The 18,759-nt window shown below is 75.2% G+C and carries 19 protein-coding genes and 1 tRNA gene; 12 read left to right on the top strand and 8 right to left on the bottom strand.

The genetic code is table 11. The features are described 5' to 3' along the window. The first annotated feature begins 63 nt into the window (after positions 1-63). On the top strand, positions 64-1,200 hold the full coding sequence (locus tag OG767_RS17380) for a geranylgeranyl reductase family protein (protein WP_405089508.1): 1,137 nt from the start codon (positions 64-66) through the stop codon (positions 1,198-1,200). On the opposite strand, the gene OG767_RS17375 is transcribed toward OG767_RS17380, so the two are convergent. Beyond that, the gene (locus OG767_RS17375; RefSeq protein ID WP_405089507.1) at positions 1,187-2,221 is read right to left on the bottom strand and encodes an NAD(P)-dependent alcohol dehydrogenase; all 1,035 of its coding nucleotides are present in this window, start codon (positions 2,219-2,221) and stop codon (positions 1,187-1,189) included. The two genes, OG767_RS17380 and OG767_RS17375, sit on opposite strands and share 14 nt — an antisense overlap. Positions 2,222-2,431: 210 nt before the next feature. Between OG767_RS17375 and OG767_RS17370 the strand changes: the two genes are divergently transcribed. Continuing rightward, the gene (locus tag OG767_RS17370) at positions 2,432-2,617 is read left to right on the top strand and encodes a hypothetical protein (protein ID WP_343447184.1); all 186 of its coding nucleotides are present in this window, start codon (positions 2,432-2,434) and stop codon (positions 2,615-2,617) included. A gap of 31 nt (positions 2,618-2,648) precedes the next feature. Here OG767_RS17370 and OG767_RS17365 read toward each other — a convergent pair whose 3' ends face one another. From OG767_RS17365 to OG767_RS17355, 3 genes are all read right to left on the bottom strand, one after another. Next, positions 2,649-4,439, bottom strand: coding sequence for a bifunctional metallophosphatase/5'-nucleotidase (locus tag OG767_RS17365; RefSeq protein ID WP_405089506.1), 1,791 nt, complete (start codon positions 4,437-4,439; stop codon positions 2,649-2,651). Positions 4,440-4,575: 136 nt separating this feature from the next. Further along, positions 4,576-5,226: a nucleotidyl transferase AbiEii/AbiGii toxin family protein gene (locus tag OG767_RS17360; RefSeq protein WP_405089505.1), complete on the bottom strand. Its 651-nt coding sequence runs from the start codon at positions 5,224-5,226 to the stop codon at positions 4,576-4,578. Then, a complete protein-coding gene (locus OG767_RS17355; protein WP_405089504.1) occupies positions 5,223-5,549 on the bottom strand; it encodes a hypothetical protein in 327 nt (108 codons plus the stop codon). The genes OG767_RS17360 and OG767_RS17355 overlap by 4 nt, the downstream gene beginning before the upstream one ends. A 332-nt stretch (positions 5,550-5,881) precedes the next feature. Between OG767_RS17355 and fdh the strand changes: the two genes are divergently transcribed. The 9 genes from fdh (at position 5,882) to OG767_RS17310 (ending at position 15,986) form a co-directional block, all read left to right on the top strand. After that, a complete protein-coding gene (gene fdh / locus OG767_RS17350) occupies positions 5,882-9,208 on the top strand; it encodes a formate dehydrogenase (RefSeq protein WP_405089503.1) in 3,327 nt (1,108 codons plus the stop codon). Then, the gene (locus tag OG767_RS17345; RefSeq protein ID WP_405089502.1) at positions 9,201-10,247 is read left to right on the top strand and encodes a 4Fe-4S dicluster domain-containing protein; all 1,047 of its coding nucleotides are present in this window, start codon (positions 9,201-9,203) and stop codon (positions 10,245-10,247) included. The genes fdh and OG767_RS17345 overlap by 8 nt, the downstream gene beginning before the upstream one ends. Then, positions 10,244-11,404 (top strand): NrfD/PsrC family molybdoenzyme membrane anchor subunit, encoded by a 1,161-nt coding sequence (gene nrfD, locus OG767_RS17340; protein WP_405089501.1) that lies wholly within the window; start codon positions 10,244-10,246, stop codon positions 11,402-11,404. The genes OG767_RS17345 and nrfD overlap by 4 nt, the downstream gene beginning before the upstream one ends. Positions 11,405-11,450: 46 nt before the next feature. Continuing rightward, positions 11,451-11,546: transfer RNA gene (locus OG767_RS17335), tRNA-Sec, on the top strand. 23 nt (positions 11,547-11,569) lie between these two features. Next, positions 11,570-12,862 (top strand): L-seryl-tRNA(Sec) selenium transferase, encoded by a 1,293-nt coding sequence (gene selA, locus OG767_RS17330; RefSeq protein WP_405089500.1) that lies wholly within the window; start codon positions 11,570-11,572, stop codon positions 12,860-12,862. 4 nt (positions 12,863-12,866) lie between these two features. Next, positions 12,867-14,630, top strand: a complete 1,764-nt coding sequence (gene selB, locus OG767_RS17325) for a selenocysteine-specific translation elongation factor (RefSeq protein WP_405089499.1) — start codon at positions 12,867-12,869, stop codon at positions 14,628-14,630. Between the two features lie 30 nt (positions 14,631-14,660). Continuing rightward, positions 14,661-15,491 carry a hypothetical protein gene (locus tag OG767_RS17320; RefSeq protein ID WP_405089498.1) on the top strand — a complete coding sequence of 277 codons (831 nt, stop codon included), beginning with the start codon at positions 14,661-14,663 and terminating at the stop codon, positions 15,489-15,491. A 45-nt stretch (positions 15,492-15,536) separates the two neighbouring features. Then, the gene (locus tag OG767_RS17315; RefSeq protein WP_107157830.1) at positions 15,537-15,734 is read left to right on the top strand and encodes a hypothetical protein; all 198 of its coding nucleotides are present in this window, start codon (positions 15,537-15,539) and stop codon (positions 15,732-15,734) included. Between the two features lie 66 nt (positions 15,735-15,800). Then, on the top strand, positions 15,801-15,986 hold the full coding sequence (locus OG767_RS17310) for a hypothetical protein (protein ID WP_405089497.1): 186 nt from the start codon (positions 15,801-15,803) through the stop codon (positions 15,984-15,986). Between the two features lie 9 nt (positions 15,987-15,995). On the opposite strand, the gene OG767_RS17305 is transcribed toward OG767_RS17310, so the two are convergent. Beyond that, on the bottom strand, positions 15,996-16,652 hold the full coding sequence (locus tag OG767_RS17305) for a hypothetical protein (protein WP_405089496.1): 657 nt from the start codon (positions 16,650-16,652) through the stop codon (positions 15,996-15,998). 129 nt (positions 16,653-16,781) lie between these two features. Between OG767_RS17305 and OG767_RS17300 the strand changes: the two genes are divergently transcribed. Continuing rightward, a complete protein-coding gene (locus OG767_RS17300) occupies positions 16,782-16,988 on the top strand; it encodes a hypothetical protein (RefSeq protein ID WP_405089495.1) in 207 nt (68 codons plus the stop codon). Here OG767_RS17300 and OG767_RS17295 read toward each other — a convergent pair. From OG767_RS17295 to OG767_RS17285, 3 genes are all read right to left on the bottom strand, one after another. Beyond that, positions 16,985-17,458 (bottom strand): hypothetical protein, encoded by a 474-nt coding sequence (locus OG767_RS17295; RefSeq protein WP_405089494.1) that lies wholly within the window; start codon positions 17,456-17,458, stop codon positions 16,985-16,987. The genes OG767_RS17300 and OG767_RS17295 overlap by 4 nt on opposite strands. Continuing rightward, a complete protein-coding gene (locus OG767_RS17290; protein WP_091056824.1) occupies positions 17,455-17,664 on the bottom strand; it encodes a phosphatidylethanolamine-binding protein in 210 nt (69 codons plus the stop codon). The genes OG767_RS17295 and OG767_RS17290 overlap by 4 nt, the downstream gene beginning before the upstream one ends. 93 nt (positions 17,665-17,757) lie before the next feature. Next, positions 17,758-18,639, bottom strand: a complete 882-nt coding sequence (locus OG767_RS17285) for a universal stress protein (protein WP_405089493.1) — start codon at positions 18,637-18,639, stop codon at positions 17,758-17,760. Positions 18,640-18,759: the final 120 nt, after the last annotated feature.

Below are 18,759 nucleotides of genomic sequence, written 5' to 3'. Positions count from 1 at the left end.
GATGCCCACCCGATCGAGGGTCGTGTCGGGCCACCCGGCCCGCCGGTGCCCTAGGCTGCACCAGTGATCATCTGGGATCTCGTCGTGGTCGGTGGCGGGCCCGCCGGCCTCTCCGCCGCGCGTGCCGCGGCCCGGGCCGGCGTGCGGACGTTGGTGGTCGAGCGGGCCACCCACCCCCGGTACAAGACGTGCGGCGGCGGCCTGATCGGCACCTCGCTGGCCGAGGCCGGCGACGTGATCGAGGTGCCCGCGCAGGACCGGGTCGACCGGGTCACGTTCACCCGGGACGGGCGACGCGCGTTCACCCGCCGCCACGGCGCGCCGGTGATCACGATGATCCGCCGCGAGGAGTTCGACGACCGGCTGCGCGCCGCCGCGGTGTCCGCCGGCGCCGAGGTCCGCGAGGGCGTCGCGGTCCGCGCCGTGGAGCAGGACCCCGACGAGGTACGCCTGCGGCTGGCCGACGGCGAGGTGGTGCGCGCCCGTGCGGTGGTCGGCGCGGACGGCTCCTCCGGGGTGACCGCCCGACACGTCGGGGTGCGCTTCCGCCAGGTCGATCTGGGGCTGGAGCTGGAGCTGCCGGTGCCCGCCGTCGAGCGGGACCGCTGGCGGGGCCGGGTGCTGCTCGACTGGGGCCGGGTCCCCGGCTCGTACGCCTGGGTCTTCCCGAAGGGCGACCGGCTCACCGTGGGCGTCATCTCCGCCCGCGGCGACGGCGAGCGGACCCGCGCCTACCTGCGCGACTTCGTGGCCCGGCTGGGGCTGTCCGGGATCGCGCCCGACCACGACTCCGGCCATCTGACCCGCTGCCGCGCCGACGACTCCCCGCTGCGCCACGGCCGGGTGCTCGTCGTCGGCGACGCGGCCGGCCTGCTGGAGCCGTGGAGCCGGGAGGGCATCAGCTACGCGTTGCGGTCCGGCCGGCTGGCCGGCGCGGCGGTCGCCGACGGTGACCTGGACGCGTACCCCCGGGAGGTGGCACGGCTGCTGACGCCGGAGATGCGGGCCGGGCACCGGCTGCTGGACGCGTTCGAGCGGCGACCGGACGTGTTCCACGCGATGCTGGCCAGCCCGCTCGGCTGGCGGATGTTCGTCCGGTTCTGTCAGGGGCGGATCGGCTTCGCCGAGGCGCTCGACCGGCGGCCGGTACGGGCCGGGCTGGCGCTGATCGACCGCCTGCCCCCGGTCAGGGGACGATGACCGCCCGGCCGTGGATGTCCCCCCGGCGCAGCGCCTCGTACGCCTCCGGTGCCTCGTCCAGCGGGAACGTCCGCACGTCGGCGTGCAGCCGACCGTCCCGGGCCAGCGCGATGACCTCCTGGAGTTCGGCGCGGGTGCCCCAGAACGGCACCACCACGCCGGTCTCCAGCGGCACCGGGGGCGGCGCGTCGGCGACCGGCCGGACCGGCAACGTGCCCCCGGCCAGGCCGACCAGCAGCAGTTGACCGCCGGTGGCGACGACCTGCCGGGCGGTGTCCAGGGTGGGCTGCGCGCCGACGAAGTCGAGCACCACGTCCGCGCCGTCCGGCGGCGGTCCGACCAGTTCGCGGATCTTCTCCACTGCGTCCGCGCCGGCCCGCACCACGTGGTGGGCGCCGAGCCGGTCGGCGAGGTCCAGCGCGGCGTCGTTGGTGTCCACCGCGACGATCCGCACCGCGGTGGTGGCGACCAGAATCTGGAGCGCCATGTGCCCCAGCCCGCCGATGCCGATCACCACGCAGGTGGTGCCGGGGCGCAGCCGGGACCGGGCCAGCTCCACCGCGTGGTACGGGGTCAGCCCGGCGTCGGTCAGCGGCGCGGCCTGGGTCAGGTCCATCTCGCCCACGTGCAGCAGCCGGGACACCGGCACCACGACGTGCTCGGCCAGCCCACCGTCGCGGCTGAGCCCGATGCCACCGACCGGGGTGACCCGGCAGCGGTTCTCCTCGCCGCGCAGGCAGGCCCGGCACCGGCCGCAGCCGATGATCCCGTAGACCGCGGCCCGGTCCCCGGGCGACCAGCCGTCCACGCCGGGACCGGCGGCCTCCACCGTGCCGGCGATCTCGTGGCCCAACGTCATCGGGGTGGGGAACATCCCCGCCTCGGCGTCGAGGATGTGCAGGTCGGAGTGGCAGGCGCCGACCGCGCCGACGCGCAGCAGCACCTCACCGGGGCCGGGCTCCGGGGTGGGCACCTCGGTCAGCTCCAGCACCCCCGGAGCGGTCATCCGTACCGCGCGCATGTCGACCTCCCACCTCGTCGCCGACGACCGTCGCGGCGGCATACCCGCACCGTCTCGGTTGATACCGCCGCCGGTCGGGCGGGGCGCACGAGTGGAGCACGGTGGCTGTCTCCGGCCCGTTTTGACACCCATACCGTTCCACCCGTGCTCCACCCAACCCGCGAGTGGAACGCTGTGGCTGTCTTCGCGCGTGTGGCGCACAATGCGGGCATGAGCGAACCGGTCGCGTCGTTCACCGACGAGGAGTACGCGTTCCTGCGGCATGTCCGCTTCGGCGAGCTGCCCGCCCCGGTGCGTCCGGAGGAGCGAATGGAGTCCGCCGAGACCGAGGTCCCCCCGGGCCGGCCCGACCCGGTCGGCGGCGAGTCGGAGTGGCACCTGAGAGCCGGCGGCTGACGGAGCGGACCCCGCCAGCCGCCGGGGCGACTCAGAAGACCGGCACGCCCTCGCGGACCAGCTTCCAGTTCGGCACGAAGAAGTCGGCCGGGTCGATGGTGCCCTTGGCCTGCGCCCAGTCGATCAGCAGCTGGCGGATCTCCTGCTGCGCGTTGTAGACCTGGGTCTTCACGATGCCGGGGAAGTTGCCGCCGCCGCTGCGCCGGTAGTTGTTCACCGCCACCACGAACTGCGCGTCCGCCGCGACCGGCGTGCCGGTGCCGGCCAGCACCAGGCGGGTGATCCGCTGGCCGACCGGCTTCGAGATGTCGATGTCGTAGTCGACGCCGGAGAACACGTCGTAGTTGTAGTCCGGCACGGCCGGGTCGCTGATCGTCTCCGGGTCGACCGCAGCGCCCACCGGCACCGTGACGAAGTACTTCGCCGAGTACTCCAGGTACGCCTTCACCTCGGCGCCGGTCAGCACGACCGCCTCGAGCGTGTTGTCGAACACGTAGAGGCCGGCCACGTCGCGGATCCGCACGTCGCCCTGCGGGAAGACCGCGGTGCGGCTGAACGGCGCGGCGATCGACAGCACCGGCAGGCCCGCGTACGCGCCGCCGGCCAGCGCCTCGGTGACCACCTCGGTCTGGACGTGGTTGATGAAGTCCAGGATCGGGGTGTCCTTGTAACGCGACTCGGCGGCGGACAGCTCCACGCTCGACTGCGCGACCACCCGGTTGACGTACTCGACCGTCTTGGCGTGCTGGCCGCGCACGGCCGCGAGCACCGCCGGGTCCTCGACGACGGTGTTGGTGTTCAGCGTGGTGGCCGACGAGTCGACGACCTTCCAGCAGCCCTTCTCCCGGGTCAGCGTGAAGTCCATCCGGGTCAGCCGCTGGCCCCACTTCGACGGCTCGGAGGTGAGCACCGCCTTGCCGGTCTTCAGGTTGGTGACGAACTTCTCCGGCACCTCGTTGTGGGCGTGACCGAACAGGATCGCGTCGATGCCGGGCACCTGCTCGGCGATCAGCGCGGTCGGGTTCTCGTTCGGCAGCTCGGGGCCGTAGCTGGAGGTGCCGCTGTCCCCGCCGTGCGCGGAGATGATGACCACGTCGGCGCCGCGCCGGCGCATCACCGGCACCCACTTGGCGGCGGTGGCGACCATGTCGGCGAAGACCAGGCGGCCCTCGACGTTGGCCTTGTCCCAGATGGCGACGCCCGGGTTGGTCAGGCCGAGGATGCCGACGCGCAGCTTCGGCGCGCCGTGCCCGCCGAGCCGGACCTCCTTGATCACGTACGGCAGGAAGGCCGGCTTGCCGGTCTTCTCATTGATCGCGTTCGCGGCGAGCGCCGGGAAGCCGAGCTGCTTGATCCAGGTGGCCAGCAGCGGCAGGCCGTAGTTGAACTCGTGGTTGCCGAGCGTGACGGCGTCGTACCGCAGCACGTTCATCGCGTTGGCCATCGGGTGCGTCTCACCGGTGCTGGTGATCGGCTCCTGCTTGGCGTAGTAGGTGGCCAGCGGCGTGCCCTGGATGGTGTCGCCGGCGTCCAGGACCAGCGTCGCCCTGCCCGTGCGCTCCGTCCGGATCTGGTTGACCAGGGTGGCCAGCTTCGCGACGCCGACGTCGTTGTGCTTGCTGTCGTCGAACTCGGCGTCCTTGTAGTAGTCCCAGTTGTAGACGTTGCCGTGGGTGTCCGAGGTGCCGAGGACGGTCAGGTCCCAGGTCTTCGGCTGCTTCGGCTTCGCCTCGGCGGGCGCGCCGGCGAGCAGCGGAGCGGTCGCCGCGGCGGCGGCGACGGCCAGCACCTGGCGGCGCGAGGCGCCGGAGGAGGAGGTCATGAGGTGCCTTTCCATGGGGGTACGCGCCTCGTGGGCGCCGCTGCGCACCATAACCAGCAGGTGTCACACGCGCCACAACGCCCCCAAATGTTTCCGATCCCGTCACCCACCGCTGTTTTCCGGGGGAGCCGCCGAGTCAGCGGGGCCAGACGGACATCCGGCGGCGCACCTCGGCGATCCGGGCCGCGTCCAGGCCGTAGCGGCTGAACCGGCGGTCGGCCAGCCCGTCGAGGTAGCGGCCGGCCGCCCGGACGTCCACGTCCTCCAGCGCCGGGTCCACCTGGTGGGCCAACTCCAGCAGCTCGGCCACCGGGTACCGGTCCAGCGCGGCGGCCACGTCGATGTAGTCGCGTACCTCCCGACGGTTGACCAGCGCGGCGGTCTTGTTGGCCAGCAGGTCCCGCACGTCCATCACCGGGCCGAAGTCCATCACCACCGGGCTGCGGCGCCGGTCCAGCCGGGCCAGGCTGAGCCGGATCTGCCGGTCGCCGCGGCTCACCACGAAGTCCCGCAGGTCCCGGTCGAAGCCGTCGAAGACCTCGCCCAGGCCGTCCGGGTCCGCCTCGTCCACCCGGTAGCCGGCCCGTTCCAGCGCGGCGCGCACGTCGGCCGCCGCCGCGGCGGCGGCGCCCTCCACGTCGGCGAACAGGTCCACGTCCTCGGTCGGGCGGGTGACCAGGCCGTGCGCGGCCCAGGCCACCCCGCCGCCGAGCACGAACCGGTGCGGGCCGGCGGCGGCGAGCGCCACCCGGGCCACCTCCCGGTAGAAGTCGTGCGGATGCGTCACGCGGTGCGCAGGCTCCGGTGCCGGCCCTCCCAGGCCAGGCGTACGCCGCGGGGCAGGTTGAGCAGCGGCCACACCCGGCGCAGCGTCGGAGCGTGGATCAGCTCCCGCAGGTCCGTCACCCGGGTGGTCTCGCGCAGCACGTTCTCGTACATCCAGAGCAGTTCGTCGGGGTCGGCGAGGTCGAAGGCGCGTTCGTTGTTCCACATCAGGCGCACCGGCAGCTCGACGATGCCCCCGGTGGGGCCGGCCAGCTCGTCGAGCGTGCGCGGGACCACGGCGGGACGCCCGGGCCGGGCGAGGTACGCGCTGGCGGTGGCCGACATGCCATGAGGGTAACCCCTGACCGGCGTGTCGAGTGCCAAGCTCGGTGACCGGGGTCACGACGACCGGCGGAAGAACGGCCGCCCCGGTACCGTTGTGCAGAGCGTCGGTGTGACCAGTGTCCCCGGGCCTCACCTAAATTGCCTTCGCGGAATACCGTTCGGCTGGAGCCGCGTCGCGCCACTCGCCGAGAGGCGACCTGCACACCGACGCCCAGCGCCGCCCCGGCCGACATGGCCGGGGCGGCGCTGTTTCCCGCTCGACTCGCGGGCGTCGTGCGGCTGGCCTAGTGTGCTTAGGCGTCAGCCGTTCTCGACGGGGAGGGGGTGCCCGGGTGGGTCTGAAGACGTTCCTCCAGGGCTGGCCGGTCTACCGGCAACTCACCGGCACCGACCCGCTGGGGCGTGGCGCCGCCGCCCAGTCGGCGCGTTCCGCCGGGCTGACCGCCCGCACCGAGACCGCCGACGGCGTGGCGCGCTCGGTCTGCCCCTACTGCGCGGTCGGCTGCGGGCAGCGCGTCTTCCACTCCGAGGGCCGGGTCACCCAGATCGAGGGCGACCCGGACAGCCCGATCTCCCGTGGCCGGCTCTGCCCGAAGGGTTCCGCCAGCAAGAGCCTGGTGACCAGCCCGCTGCGCCAGACCAAGGTCCGCTACCGCCGGCCGTACGCGACCGACTGGGAGGACCTGGACCTCGACGTCGCGCTCGACATGATCGCCGACCGGATCCTCGCCGCCCGCGCGGAGACCTGGGAGGACGTCGACGACGAGGGGCGCCCGCTGAACCGGACGCTCGGTATCTCCAGCCTGGGTGGCGCGACGCTGGACAACGAGGAGAACTACCTCATCAAGAAGCTGTTCACGGCGATGGGGGCGCTCCAGATCGAGAACCAGGCGCGGATTTGACACTCCGCCACCGTCCCCGGTCTGGGGACCAGCTTCGGTCGCGGCGGCGCGACGGACTTCCAGCAGGACCTCGCCAACGCTGACGTCATCGTCATCCAGGGCTCGAACATGGCCGAGGCCCACCCGGTGGGCTTCCAGTGGGTGATGGAGGCGAAGAAGCGCGGCGCGAAGGTCTTCCACGTGGACCCGCGGTTCACCCGCACCAGCGCGCTCGCCGACACGTACCTGCCGATCCGGGCGGGCACCGACATCGCGCTGCTCGGCGGTGTGGTGCGGTACATCCTGGACAACGAGCTGGACTTCCGGGAGTACGTGCTGGCGTACACCAACGCGGCGACCATCGTCAGCGAGCGGTTCGCCGACACCGAGGACCTGGACGGGCTCTTCTCCGGCTACAACCCGGAGACCGGCTCCTACGACCACGCCAGCTGGCAGTACGAGGGGCACGAGGGCAGCACGAAGATCCGGGGCACCGGCAAGGAACGTGACTCGGCCTCCGGGCTGGAGCACGAGTCGCACGGCGAGCCGGTGCCGGCGCAGACCCCGCGGGACGAGACGTTGCGGCACCCACGCTGCGTCTACCAGATCCTCAAGCGGCACTTCGCCCGCTACACGCCGGAGATGGTGGCCCGGGTCTGCGGCATTCCGGAGGAGAAGTTCCTGGAGCTGGCCCGCGCCTGGACGGAGAACTCCGGCCGGGAGCGCACCGGCGCCCTGGTCTACTCGGTCGGCTGGACGCAGCACAGCGTCGGCGTGCAGTACATCCGCACCGGGGCGATCATCCAGACGCTGCTGGGCAACATGGGCCGGCCGGGCGGCGGCATCCTGGCGCTGCGCGGGCACGCCAGCATCCAGGGCTCCACCGACATCCCGACGTTGTTCAACCTGCTGCCCGGCTACCTGCCGATGCCGCACCACGCCGACCACCCGACGTTCGACAAGTGGGTGGACAGCATCCGGCACCCCGGCCAGAAGGGTTTCTGGGGCAACTCGGGCGCGTTCGCGGCCAGCCTGCTCAAGGCGTACTGGGGTGACGCGGCCACGCCGGAGAACGACTTCTGCTACGGCTACCTGCCCCGGATGACCGGCGACCACGGAACGTACCAGCAGGTCCTCAACATGATCGACGGGCACGTGAAGGGGTACTTCCTGCTCGGCCAGAACCCGGCGGTCGGCTCCGCGCACGGCCGGGCCCAGCGCCTCGGCATGGCCAACCTGGACTGGCTGGTGGTCCGCGACCTGTTCCTGATCGAGAGCGCCACGTTCTGGAAGAACAGCCCGGAGATCGCCACCGGGGAGATCGTGCCGGAGGAGTGCCGCACCGAGGTGTTCTTCCTGCCGGCGGCCTCGCACGTGGAGAAGGAGGGCACCTTCACCCAGACCCAGCGGCTGTTGCAGTGGCGGGAGAAGGCCGTCAACCCGCCCGGCGACGCCCGCTCCGAGCTGTGGTTCTTCTACCACCTCGGCCGGGTGCTGCGGGAGAAGCTGGCCGGCTCCACCACGCCCCGGGACCGGGCGCTGCTGGATCTTACCTGGGACTATCCGACGCACGGCCCGCACGCCGAGCCGAGCGCCGAGGCGGTGCTCAAGGAGATCAACGGCTACGACGTCGCGACCGGCCGTCCGCTGAACGCGTTCGCCGAGGCGAAGGACGACGGCTCCACCGCGATCGGCTGCTGGATCTACACCGGCGTCTACGCCGACGGGGTGAACCAGGCGGCCCGCCGCAGGTCCCGGCACGAGCAGGACTGGGTGGCCGCCGAGTGGGGCTGGGCCTGGCCGGCGAACCGGCGCACGCTCTACAACCGCGCGTCCGCCGACCCGGAGGGCCGGCCGTGGAGCGACCGCAAGAAGTACGTCTGGTGGGATCCGGACGCCGGCGAGTGGACCGGCTACGACGTGCCGGACTTCGAGAAGACCAAGCCGCCGTCGTACCGGCCGCCGGACGACGCCGCCGGCCCGGAGGCGCTCGCCGGTGACGACCCGTTCGTCATGCAGGGCGACGGCAAGGCCTGGCTGTACGCGCCGAGCGGCGTGCTCGACGGCCCGCTGCCGACGCACTACGAGCCGGCCGAGTCGCCGATGCGCAACCCGCTCTACGGGCAGCAGGCCAACCCGACCCGCAAGATCTACGAGCATCCGGTGAACCGGATCAACCCGAGCCCGCCGGAGCCGCACAGCGAGGTCTTCCCGTACGTGTTCACGGTCAGCCGGCTCACCGAGCACCACACGGCCGGCGGGATGAGCCGGACGGTGCCGCGCCTGGCCGAGCTGCAACCGGAGATGTTCGTGGAGGTGTCCCCGGAGCTGGCCGCCGAGGTCGGGCTGGCGCATCTCGGCTGGGCCCACCTGATCAGCGGACGGGCCGCCATCGAGGCGCGGGTGCTGGTCACCGACCGGCTCACCCCGCTGCGGGTGGACGGGCGGATCATCCACCAGGTGTGGCTGCCCTACCACTTCGGCAGCGAGGGCCTGGTCACCGGCGACTCGGCGAACGACCTGTTCGGCATCACGCTGGACCCGAACGTGCTCATCCAGGAGAGCAAGATCGGCACGTGCGACATCCGGCCGGGCCGGCGGCCCACCGGGCCGGCGTTGCTCGACCTGGTCGGCGACTACCAGCGGCGGGCCGGGATGACCGCGGACCGGAAGGTGCCGATCGTGACCACCGACGTGCTGGGTGGGGAGAACGCGGCCGGCAGCACCGACGAGCAGACGCCCGAGGCCGCGGCGCGCGACGGAGAAGACCATGCCTGACGCCAACAGCCTGTACGGACCGCTCGACCCGGCCCCGGACGCGGGCTGGGTCGCCGCGCCGCCCCGGATGGGCTTCTTCACCGACACCAGCGTCTGCATCGGCTGCAAGGCGTGCGAGGTCGCCTGCAAGGAATGGAACGGCGTCCCGGACGGGGGCTTCGACCTGCTCGGCATGTCGTACGACAACACCGGCGCATTGACCGCGAACTCGTGGCGGCACGTGGCGTTCATCGAGCAGCCCCGCCCGGCCGGGCACCGGACGCCGCCGTTCGCGGGCGACCCGACCGGCCCGACGGCGAGCAGCCCGGCGTCGGCGGCGGTGGGCGCCGGCACGGCCACCGACACCGGCACGAACCCGGGCCTGCCGGCGGGTCGTGGCGAGCCGGCGGCGCGGATGGCGGCCGGCCCGGAGTTCCTCGGCATGCCCGGCGCGCAGCCACCGGGGCGGGGCACCGGCGCGGAGAGCCGCACCGACTTCCGCTGGCTGATGATGTCCGACGTCTGCAAGCACTGCACGCACGCGGCCTGCCTGGACGTCTGCCCGACCGGTTCGTTGTTCCGCACCGAGTTCGGCACCGTCGTGGTGCAGGAGGACATCTGCAACGGCTGCGGCTACTGCATCTCCGCCTGCCCGTACGGCGTGATCGACCAGCGCAAGGACGACGGCCGGGCGTGGAAGTGCACGCTCTGCTACGACCGGCTGGGCGCCGGCATGACGCCGGCCTGCGCGCAGGCGTGCCCCACCGAGTCCATCCAGTACGGCCCGCTCGACGAGCTGCGGGACCGGGCCGCCCAGCGGGTCGCCACGCTGCACGAGCGCGGCGTGCCGGAGGCCCGGCTCTACGGCCACGACCCGACCGACGGGGTGGGCGGCGACGGCGCGTTCTTCCTGCTGCTCGACGAGCCCGAGGTGTACGGGCTGCCGCCGGACCCGGTGGTCACCACCCGGGACCTGCCGAAGATGTGGAAGCGTGCCGGCCTGGCCGCGTTGGCCATGGCGGCGGCCACCGTCGCCGCGTTCGTCGGAGGATCGTCGTGAACCCGGACCGCCCGGTGGGCGACCTGTTCCGCCGCTTCCGCGACCGCCTGGCCGCCGACGGCGTACCCGCCGAGAGCGGCAGCCGGGCCACCGGCACCGGACCCGGCGTCGGCCGCACCGACGCCGGCGCCCGCGACGCGGGGCTGGCCCCGCACCCGCCCCGCGACACCGCGCCCACCGCCCGTCGCCGACGCGGCGGCACGGGCGGCCGAGGCGGAGAGCAGCTCACCGTGCCCCCGGCGGAGTTCACCTCCTACTACGGCCGGCCGGTGCTCAAGCCGCCGGTGTGGCGGTGGGACATCGCCGCGTACCTCTTCACCGGTGGGCTCGCCGCCGGCTCCTCGATGCTGGCCGCCGGCGGGCAGCTCACCGGCCGACCGGCGCTGCGTCGCGCCGGCCGGGTCACGTCGCTGGCGGCGGTGAGCGCCAGCGCGTACTTCCTCATCAACGACCTGGGCCGGCCCAGCCGCTTCCACCACATGTTGCGGGTGGCGAAGGTGACCTCGCCGATGTCGGTGGGCACCTGGATCCTCAGCGCGTTCGGCCCGGCCGCCGGGCTGGCCGCGATCGCCGAGGTCGCGCCCCGCCTGCCGGAGCGCGGGCTGCTCGGGCTGGGTCGTCGGCTGCTGCCCCCGACCGGGCACGCGGCCGGCCTCGTCGCCGCCGTCACCGCGCCGGCGTTGGCCACGTACACCGGGGTGCTGCTGGCCGACACGGCGGTGCCGTCGTGGCACGAGGCGTACCCGGAACTGCCGGTCATCTTCGCGGGCAGCGCGTTGGCCAGCGGCGCCGGTGTCGGGCTGCTGGCCGCGCCGCCCGGGCAGGCCGGCCCGGCACGGCGGATGGCGGTCGCCGGCGCGGCGCTGGAGCTGTGGGGCGCGCACCGGGTGGAGAACCGGCTCGGCCTGCTCAGCGAGCCCTACGCCGACGGCACGCCCGGGAAGCTGCTGCGTGCCGGGCGCGCGCTCACCGCCGCCGGGGTGGCCGGCGCGCTGGTCGGCCGCCGCAGCCGGCTGCTCTCCGCGGCCTCCGGCGGCGCGCTGCTCGCCGCCGCCGTCTGCACCCGCTTCGGCATCTTCCACGGCGGCGTCGCCTCGGCGCGGGACCCGAAGTACACGGTGGTCCCGCAGCGCGAACGCCTCGACCGGCGGGCCTGACGCCTCCCCCGGGCGGCCGGCGGGCCGCTGTGGTTGACTGCTGCGTGGAGGCGTTCAGGCGGCTGGTGCCCCTCCCGGTCTTCAAAACCGGTGTGGTCCGGGATCCGGGCCAGGCGGGTTCGATTCCCGTCCGTCTCCGCCACACCGTCCCCGGGGGAGCGTGCGATGCGTGAGGTGGACCCGCGTCGGCGGGTGCCGCGCACCGACGCGTTGCTCGCCGACCCGGCGCTGACGGCCGCCGCCGGCACGGTCGGCCGGGACCGGGTCAAGGCCGCGATCGTCGCCGCCCAGCACCGCGCCCGCCGCGGCGAGATCACCCCCGATCAGGTACGCGACGCCGCGCTGGCCGGCCTGCCCGGGCGGACGCCCCGGCCGGTGCTGAACGCCACCGGCGTGGTGCTGCACACCAACCTGGGTCGGGCCCCGCTCGCCCCGGCCGCCGTGGACGCGCTGGTCGCCGCCGCCGGGCACACCGACGTGGAACTCGACCTGGCCACCGGCCGGCGGGCCCGGCGCGGCCGGGAGGCGCTGGACGCGCTCGCCGCCGCCGTGCCCGACGCCGCCGCCGTGCACGTGGTCAACAACGGCGCCGCCGCGTTGGTGCTGGCCGCCACCGCGCTCGCCGCCGACCGGGAGATCGTGGTCAGCCGCGGTGAGCTGGTCGAGATCGGCGACGGGTTCCGCCTGCCCGACCTGCTGGCCAGCACCGGAGCCCGGCTGCGCGAGGTGGGCACCACCAACCGCACCAGCCGGGCCGACTACGCCGCCGCGATCGGCCCCGACACCGGCTTCGTGCTCAAGGTCCACCCGTCGAACTTCGTGGTCACCGGCTTCACCTCGGCGGTGCCGGTGGGGGAGCTGGCCACGCTCGGGGTGCCGGTGGTCGCCGACATCGGCTCCGGTCTGCTCCGGCCGGACCCGCTGCTGCCCGACGAGCCGGACGCCGCGACCACGCTGCGCGCCGGCGCGCACCTGGTCACCGCCAGCGGCGACAAGCTGCTCGGTGGGCCGCAGGCCGGCCTGCTGCTCGGCGCCGCGGACCTGGTGGAGCGGCTGCGCCGGCACCCCCTCGCCCGGGCGTTGCGGGTGGACAAGCTCACCCTCGCCGCGCTCGCCGCCACGCTGCACGCGCCGGCCACCCCCACCGGGGAGGCGCTGCACGCCGACGCGGGCCGGCTGCGTGCCCGCACCGAACGGCTGCGTGACCGGCTCGGCGCCGACGGGTGCAAGGCGGAGGTGGTGCCGGTCGCCGCGGTCGTCGGCGGGGGCGGCGCGCCCGGGGTGGAGCTGGACTCCTGGGCGCTGAGCCTGCCCGAGCGCTACGCCGTGCCGCTGCGCACCGGCGACCCGGCGGTCCTCGGCCGGGTGCTGCACGGCCGGCTCCTGCTCGACCTGCGCGCCGTGCCGGAGGCCGACGACGACCGCGTGCACGCCGCGATCCTGCGCGTGGCGGGCTGAGCACATGTGGGTGGTGGCCACCGCCGGGCACGTCGACCACGGCAAGTCCACGCTGGTGCGGGCGCTGACCGGGATGGAACCGGACCGCTGGGCGGAGGAACGCCGCCGGGGCATGACCATCGACCTCGGCTTCGCCTGGACCACGTTGCCCTCCGGCGGCACGCTGGCGTTCGTCGACGTGCCCGGGCACGAACGGTTCGTGCCGAACATGCTGGCCGGCGTCGGCCCGGTGCCGGCCGCGCTGATCGTGGTCGGCGCCGACGAGGGCTGGATGCCGCAGTCCGCCGAGCACCTGGCCGCGCTGGACGCGCTGGGAGTGTCGTACGGGCTGCTGGCGGTGACCCGCGCGGACCTGGCCGATCCGGGGCCCGCCACGGCGCGGGCCCGCGCGGAGATCGCCGCGACCTCGCTCGGCGAGGTGGAGGCGGTGGCCGTCTCGGCGGTCACCGGCGCGGGCCTGCCCGAGCTACGCGCCGCGCTGGACCGGCTGGTCGCCCGGCTGCCCGACCCGGCCCACGACGCCCCGGTCCGGCTCTGGGTGGACCGGTCCTTCACGGTGCGCGGCAGCGGCACGGTGGTCACCGGCACGCTCGGCGGCGGTCGGCTGCGTGTCGGCGACGAACTCGAACTCGCCGCCACCGGCGAGCCGGTGCGGGTGCGCGGCCTGCACTCGCTGGGCGTCGCGCGGTCGGAGGTCGACGCGGTGGCGCGGGTGGCGGTGAATCTGCGCGGCCTGCCCCGGGACCGGGTGGGGCGCGGCGACGCGCTGCTGCGTCCCGGCCGGTTCGGCCGCACCGACCTGCTCGACGTGCGGCTGGCCGGCGACCCGGCCGCCGACCTGCCGGCCACCCTCACGCTGCACGTCGGTTCCGCGGCGGTGCCCGCCCGGGTCCGGCCGCTGGGCCCGGACACGGTCCGGCTGCGCCTGGCCCGCCCGCTGCCGCTGCTGATCGGTGACCGGGCGCTGCTGCGCGACCCGGGCCGGCACCACGTGGCCGGCGGCGTGACGGTGCTGGACGTGGACCCGCCGCCGCTGCGTCGCCGCGGCGCGGCGGCTGCCCGCGCCGCCGTGCTGGCCGGGCTGGACGGGCGGCCCGACCCGGCCGGTGAGCTGCGCCGCCGGCGGCTGATCCGGGCCGGGCAGCTCACCCGGATGGGCGTGCCGCCGGCCGTCACGCCGGTGGCCGGCGACTGGCTGGCCGACCCCGACCACTGGCGCGACCTGGGCCGCCGGCTCACCGAGGAGGTCGCCCGGTACGCCGCCGCGCACCCGCTCGCCGCCGGCGTGCCGGTCGACGCGCTGCGCCACCGCCTCGGCCTGCCCGACCGGGCGCTGGTGACCGCGCTGCTGCGCCCGCCGCTGCGGCTGCACGCCGGCCTGGTCACCGCCGCCCCGGCCGGGACGCTGCCCGACCCGGTCGCCCGCGCGGTGGCGACGGTGCGCGCCGAGTACGGCGACCGGCCGTTCCAGGCGCCCGAGGCGCACCACCTCGCCGGCCTCGGCCTGGGCCCGAAGGAGATCGGTGCGGCGGTGCGGGCCGGGGCGCTGGTGCGGCTGGCCGAGAACGTGGTGCTGCTGCCCGGCGCCCCGGACGACGCGGCGCGGGTCCTGGCCGGCCTGCCGCAGCCGTTCACGCTCAGCGCGGCCCGGCAGGCGCTGGGCACCACCCGTCGGGTGGCGGTGCCGCTGCTGGAGCTGCTGGACCGGCGCGGTCTCACCCGCCGGCTGCCCGACGACGCCCGCGAGGTGGTCCGCCCGCCGGGCTGAGCGGTTGCGCGTCGGTGGCAGGCTGGCCGCATGATCGACGTGCGTCGCGCCGTGCGGGCCGACCGGGCGTGGCCGAACCGGGTGGTTCCGCTCGCGGTGCTGGTCTGCTGGCTGGTCTGGGCGGCGCTCGCCTGGTGGTCGGCCCCGCGCTCGGTCGACGCCGCCGAACTGGAACGGGACCTCGCCGCCGGCCGGGTGCTGACGATCGCGCGTGCCGACGGGTGGGACGACTCCGGCCCGTGGGCCCGCCGTCCCGAGCCCCGGTACGCCCAGGGCGGCTCGACGGTGGTCTGGGCCCGTCCCGACGGCCAGTTCCGCTACACCTACGCGCCCGCGTCGCTCCCGGACGGCGGCTCCGGCGCGGACGGCCCGGCCACCGGCGACTCCGGCCCGGCCGCAGGCGACCCCGGCCCGGCGACCGGCGACGCCACCCCGGCGAGCGGCGACCCGACCGGCGACGCCGACGCCCGGTGGCCCGACCCGGGCCCCGACCCGCTCGCCGACCCGAGGGCCCGGGACGCCACCACCCACGGCGGCGACACCCGCGCCGACACGATCGCGAACACGGCCGCGCTGTTCGCCCTGGCGATCGGCGTCGGCTGGCTGCTCACGCTGGTCGCCGGCCCGCCACCGGTGCTAGGGACACGCTGGTACTGGTTCTGGATCGGGTTGCTGCCGTTCGGCCTCGGCGTGCTCGCCTGGGCCTACCGGGAACGGTGGCGCGCGGACGTGCCGGCCGCCCGGGCACGCCGCACCGGCTGGGCCGGGCTGGGCTGGTGGCTGGTCGGCGGCATCGCGGTGTCGATCGCGGTGGCGGCGCTGCGCATGCTGCTCGGCGGATACGTGGTGCCGGGCGGGTGAGCCAACCGGCGACGACGGCCCGGCCCGGTCACCTACCGTGACGCCATGGACCCTTCCGCGGTCTGGCGGGACAAGAACCACAGGTGGCGGATCGAGGCGTACCGGGCCCCGGACCTGCGGTTCGCCATCTTCGCCACGAACGGCACCACCGAGTCGGCGCCGCTGTGGCTGTTCGGGATGGCCGCATTGGCCCGCTGGTTGATGACCCACGCCGTCTCCCTCGACGACCTGGAGACGGACTGACCCGGACGGGGGACAACCGGGGCGAACCGGCACTGCGTGCCGGTCGGCGGCCGTACCGTCCGGGACGTGAAGGACCGAGGCATGCGGACGTTCGTCGCCGTCCTCGCCGGGCTGGCCGTGATCTACTTCGGCGCCACCGGGCACCGCGCGAGCGGCGGGGAGGGCGGTGGCATCTCCGGCGGCGTGGTGCTGCTCGCCCTGCTCGCCTCGCTGCTGGCCTGGCACCTGACCCGGCCCGGCCCGGCCAAGTAGCCCGCCGGCTCAGCGGGCCGCCGCGGCGGAGCGGCTCACCTCACCGGCCGACTCCTCGCCGAGCGCCACCCGGACCAGCGCCGACGCCAGCCGCCCGAAGTCGGCCTCCCCGACCAACCCGACCAGGCTGCCCGGATTCGCCGGCAGACCCAGCCGCCGCGCCCCGGCCAGGGTGCGGCGGTCCGCGTACGGGCGCACGTCGGGCCAGACCGCCTGCGCCTCCCGCAGGAAGATGTCCGCCCCGGTCGGGCCGATGCCGGGGAACTCGGTGAGGAACCGGCGCAGCACCGCGCGGTCCGCGCCGGCCTCCCGGTGCAGCCGCCGCAGGTCGCCGTGCCACCGGTCCAGGCACAGCCGGGCCCCGGTGCCGAGCATGGTGGCGGTCCGCTCGTCGTAGCGCCGGTAGTGGCCCCGGCCCAACGCGTCGACCCGGTCCTGCCAGCTCGCCGCCTCCATCGCCTGCGGGGTCCGCCAGCCGGCGGAGAACAGCTCCCGGGCCGCGGCGACCGCCACGCTCGCCCGGATCCGGGTGCTCAGCAGCGTGGTGAGCACCAGCAACTGGTAGAGCGGCCCGGGCCGGTCCGCGAGCGTGATCCCGGCCTCTTCCGCGTACGTGCGGGACTGTCGGTCCAGCAGGGCCCGCGCCACGTTCCGATCGTCAGGCATTCCACCGGGTTACCCGCCCGGGGCCGGCCCAGACCCGTCGGCGGCATCGGAATGCGCCGGTCGGCGGCGGGTACCCGGACGACGTGCGTGGTCGACGGCCGCGCGCTCCCACCGGGAAGGGAGAGACCTGTGGTCAAGCCCCAGCAGGAGGAACTGCGCCGGAACGATCTCGGCGCGACCAGCCAGGACAGCCGGAAGTCCGCCGGCACGGGCGGTGACCGCTCGCGGGGCGGGGGCACGTCCAACGCCGACGCCGGTCGACGGGTGCCGAAGGGACAGGTGTCGCCGTACGGCCCGGCCGGCGAGCCGGTGGCCGAGGACGCCAGCGACCGCTAACCGCGCGGCGACGACGGCCGCAGCCTCCGCCAGGTGGCTGCGGCCGCCAGCCCGTACGCCAGGTGCGGCACCAGGTCGGACGCCCAGTCGACGCGTCGCCAGGTGCGCGGGTCGGTCACGCCGAGCAGCGTCATCGAGCTGTCGGAGGTGGCCATCACGCCGCCGCCGAGCAGCGTCACGGCCACCGGCAGCGGCACCCGGCGGCGCGCGGCGAGCAGGCCGAACACCGCGCCGGCGGCGATGCCGGTGGCGTACCCGAGCACCGGCCCGAGGCCGGCGCGGCGGTTCGCCGCCTCCTCGGCGGGCCCGAGGTCGACGTGCGCCACGTCGGCGAGGCGGCCGGCGGTGGTCTCCGGCGTGGTGCTGGCCGGACGGGCCCGCAGCGTCATGTCGAGGTAGCTGACCACGTTGAGCACGGCGCTGCCGACGGCGCCCGCGATGGCGCCGTCGACCAGGGGCGCCGTTCTCACTTCGGGTCGCCCGGTTCGCGTTCGCCCTTGGGCCCGTAGGTCCGTTCGCCCCGGACGACGCCGCGCTGACCCCGGTCGTCCTGCAGGATCCGGTTGGCCACCTGGTTCGCCTCCTGGTCGGCGGCCCGCCCGGACTGCTCGACGCGGTCGCGCAACCGCGCCCGCTGCTTGTCGTACGCGTTGCTGCCCGGCCGTGGTCCTGGCATCGCTGCCTCCTCCGGTCGCTGTCGCTGTCGGCCCCGTCTACCCGCCCCGGCCGGCGCCAACCGTGGAACGGACAGCGCCGCCTGGCCCGGCGCTCACTCGGGGGCGCGGACCACCGCCACCGGGCAGTCGGCGCGGTGCAGCAGGGCCTGGCTCACCGAGCCGAGCAGCAGCCCGGTCAGCTCGCCGCGACCCCGCCGGCCCACCACGACCAGTTGGGCGTCGCGTGCGGCCGCGACCAGCGCCGCGACCGGCCGGGCGTGCGTCACCTCGCGGGTCACCGGCACGTCCGGCCAGCGTTCCGCGATGCCGGCCAGCGACTCGGCCAGCACCTGGTCCTCCTCGCCGCGGAGCTGGTCCTCGTCGTGCACCAGGGGCTGCATGTCGCCGGGCCCGGTCGAGGCCGGGTGGGTGTAGGCGTGCACCGCGTGCAGGCGGGCCCCGCGCGAGGACGCGGTGCCGGCGGCGAACTCGACGGCGGCGCGCGACAGCGGGGAGCCGTCCACGCCGACCACCACCGGGCCGGCGTCGCGGGCCGCGCCGCGGGCGACCAGCACCGGGCAGTCGGCGTACGAGGCGACCTGTACCGCGACGGAGCCGAGCACCAGCGCGGCAAAACCGCCGAGGCCCCGGTCGCCGAGCACCACCAGGGCGGCGCTGGGGGACTCGCCGAGCAGCACGGCGGCCGCCTCCCCGTCGATGATCTCGCCGGTGATCCGCAGCCCGGGGCACTCCGCCTCGGCCGTCGCGACCGCGTCGCCGACCAGTTGTTCGGCCTGGTGACGCAGGCCGGCGCCGGGTGGCGCCTGCGCGGGCGCCGACACCGGCACCCGCAGCAGCGGCCAGATGAAGCCGTGCACCACACGCAGCGGACGGTTGCGGCGAGCGGCCTCCCGGGCGGCCAGCCGCACGGCCCGCGTCGCCGACTCGGAGCCGTCCACGCCGACCACCACCGCCGCGCCGTTCGCCGAGTTCACCGGTACCTCCTCGCCGCCGGCCGCCCCGCCGGCCCGCGCCGCCAGTATCGCGGCCGGCGCGGCCCCGCCGGGGCGATACCGGGTGAGTCGCCCGCTCGGTACGCTGACGCCAGCGCGCAC

The organism is Micromonospora sp. NBC_01392, assembly GCF_045040125.1.
GTDB lineage: Bacteria > Actinomycetota > Actinomycetes > Mycobacteriales > Micromonosporaceae > Micromonospora.
The sequence above is the reverse complement of the archived record's forward strand: the minus strand, read 5'-3'. Positions and strand labels throughout refer to the sequence as shown.

Coding starts and splice junctions, on each gene's coding strand:
- OG767_RS17365 (WP_405089506.1), bottom strand. CDS start 4,439: ATGACCTCCTCCTCCGGCGCCTCGCGCCGCCAGGTGCTGGCCGTCGCC.
- OG767_RS17290 (WP_091056824.1), bottom strand. CDS start 17,664: ATGCCAGGACCACGGCCGGGCAGCAACGCGTACGACAAGCAGCGGGCG.
- OG767_RS17345 (WP_405089502.1), top strand. CDS start 9,201: ATGCCTGACGCCAACAGCCTGTACGGACCGCTCGACCCGGCCCCGGAC.
- OG767_RS17375 (WP_405089507.1), bottom strand. CDS start 2,221: ATGCGCGCGGTACGGATGACCGCTCCGGGGGTGCTGGAGCTGACCGAG.
- OG767_RS17305 (WP_405089496.1), bottom strand. CDS start 16,652: ATGCCTGACGATCGGAACGTGGCGCGGGCCCTGCTGGACCGACAGTCC.
- selB (WP_405089499.1), top strand. CDS start 12,867: ATGTGGGTGGTGGCCACCGCCGGGCACGTCGACCACGGCAAGTCCACG.
- OG767_RS17320 (WP_405089498.1), top strand. CDS start 14,661: ATGATCGACGTGCGTCGCGCCGTGCGGGCCGACCGGGCGTGGCCGAAC.
- OG767_RS17355 (WP_405089504.1), bottom strand. CDS start 5,549: ATGTCGGCCACCGCCAGCGCGTACCTCGCCCGGCCCGGGCGTCCCGCC.
- selA (WP_405089500.1), top strand. CDS start 11,570: ATGCGTGAGGTGGACCCGCGTCGGCGGGTGCCGCGCACCGACGCGTTG.
- OG767_RS17370 (WP_343447184.1), top strand. CDS start 2,432: ATGAGCGAACCGGTCGCGTCGTTCACCGACGAGGAGTACGCGTTCCTG.
- OG767_RS17315 (WP_107157830.1), top strand. CDS start 15,537: ATGGACCCTTCCGCGGTCTGGCGGGACAAGAACCACAGGTGGCGGATC.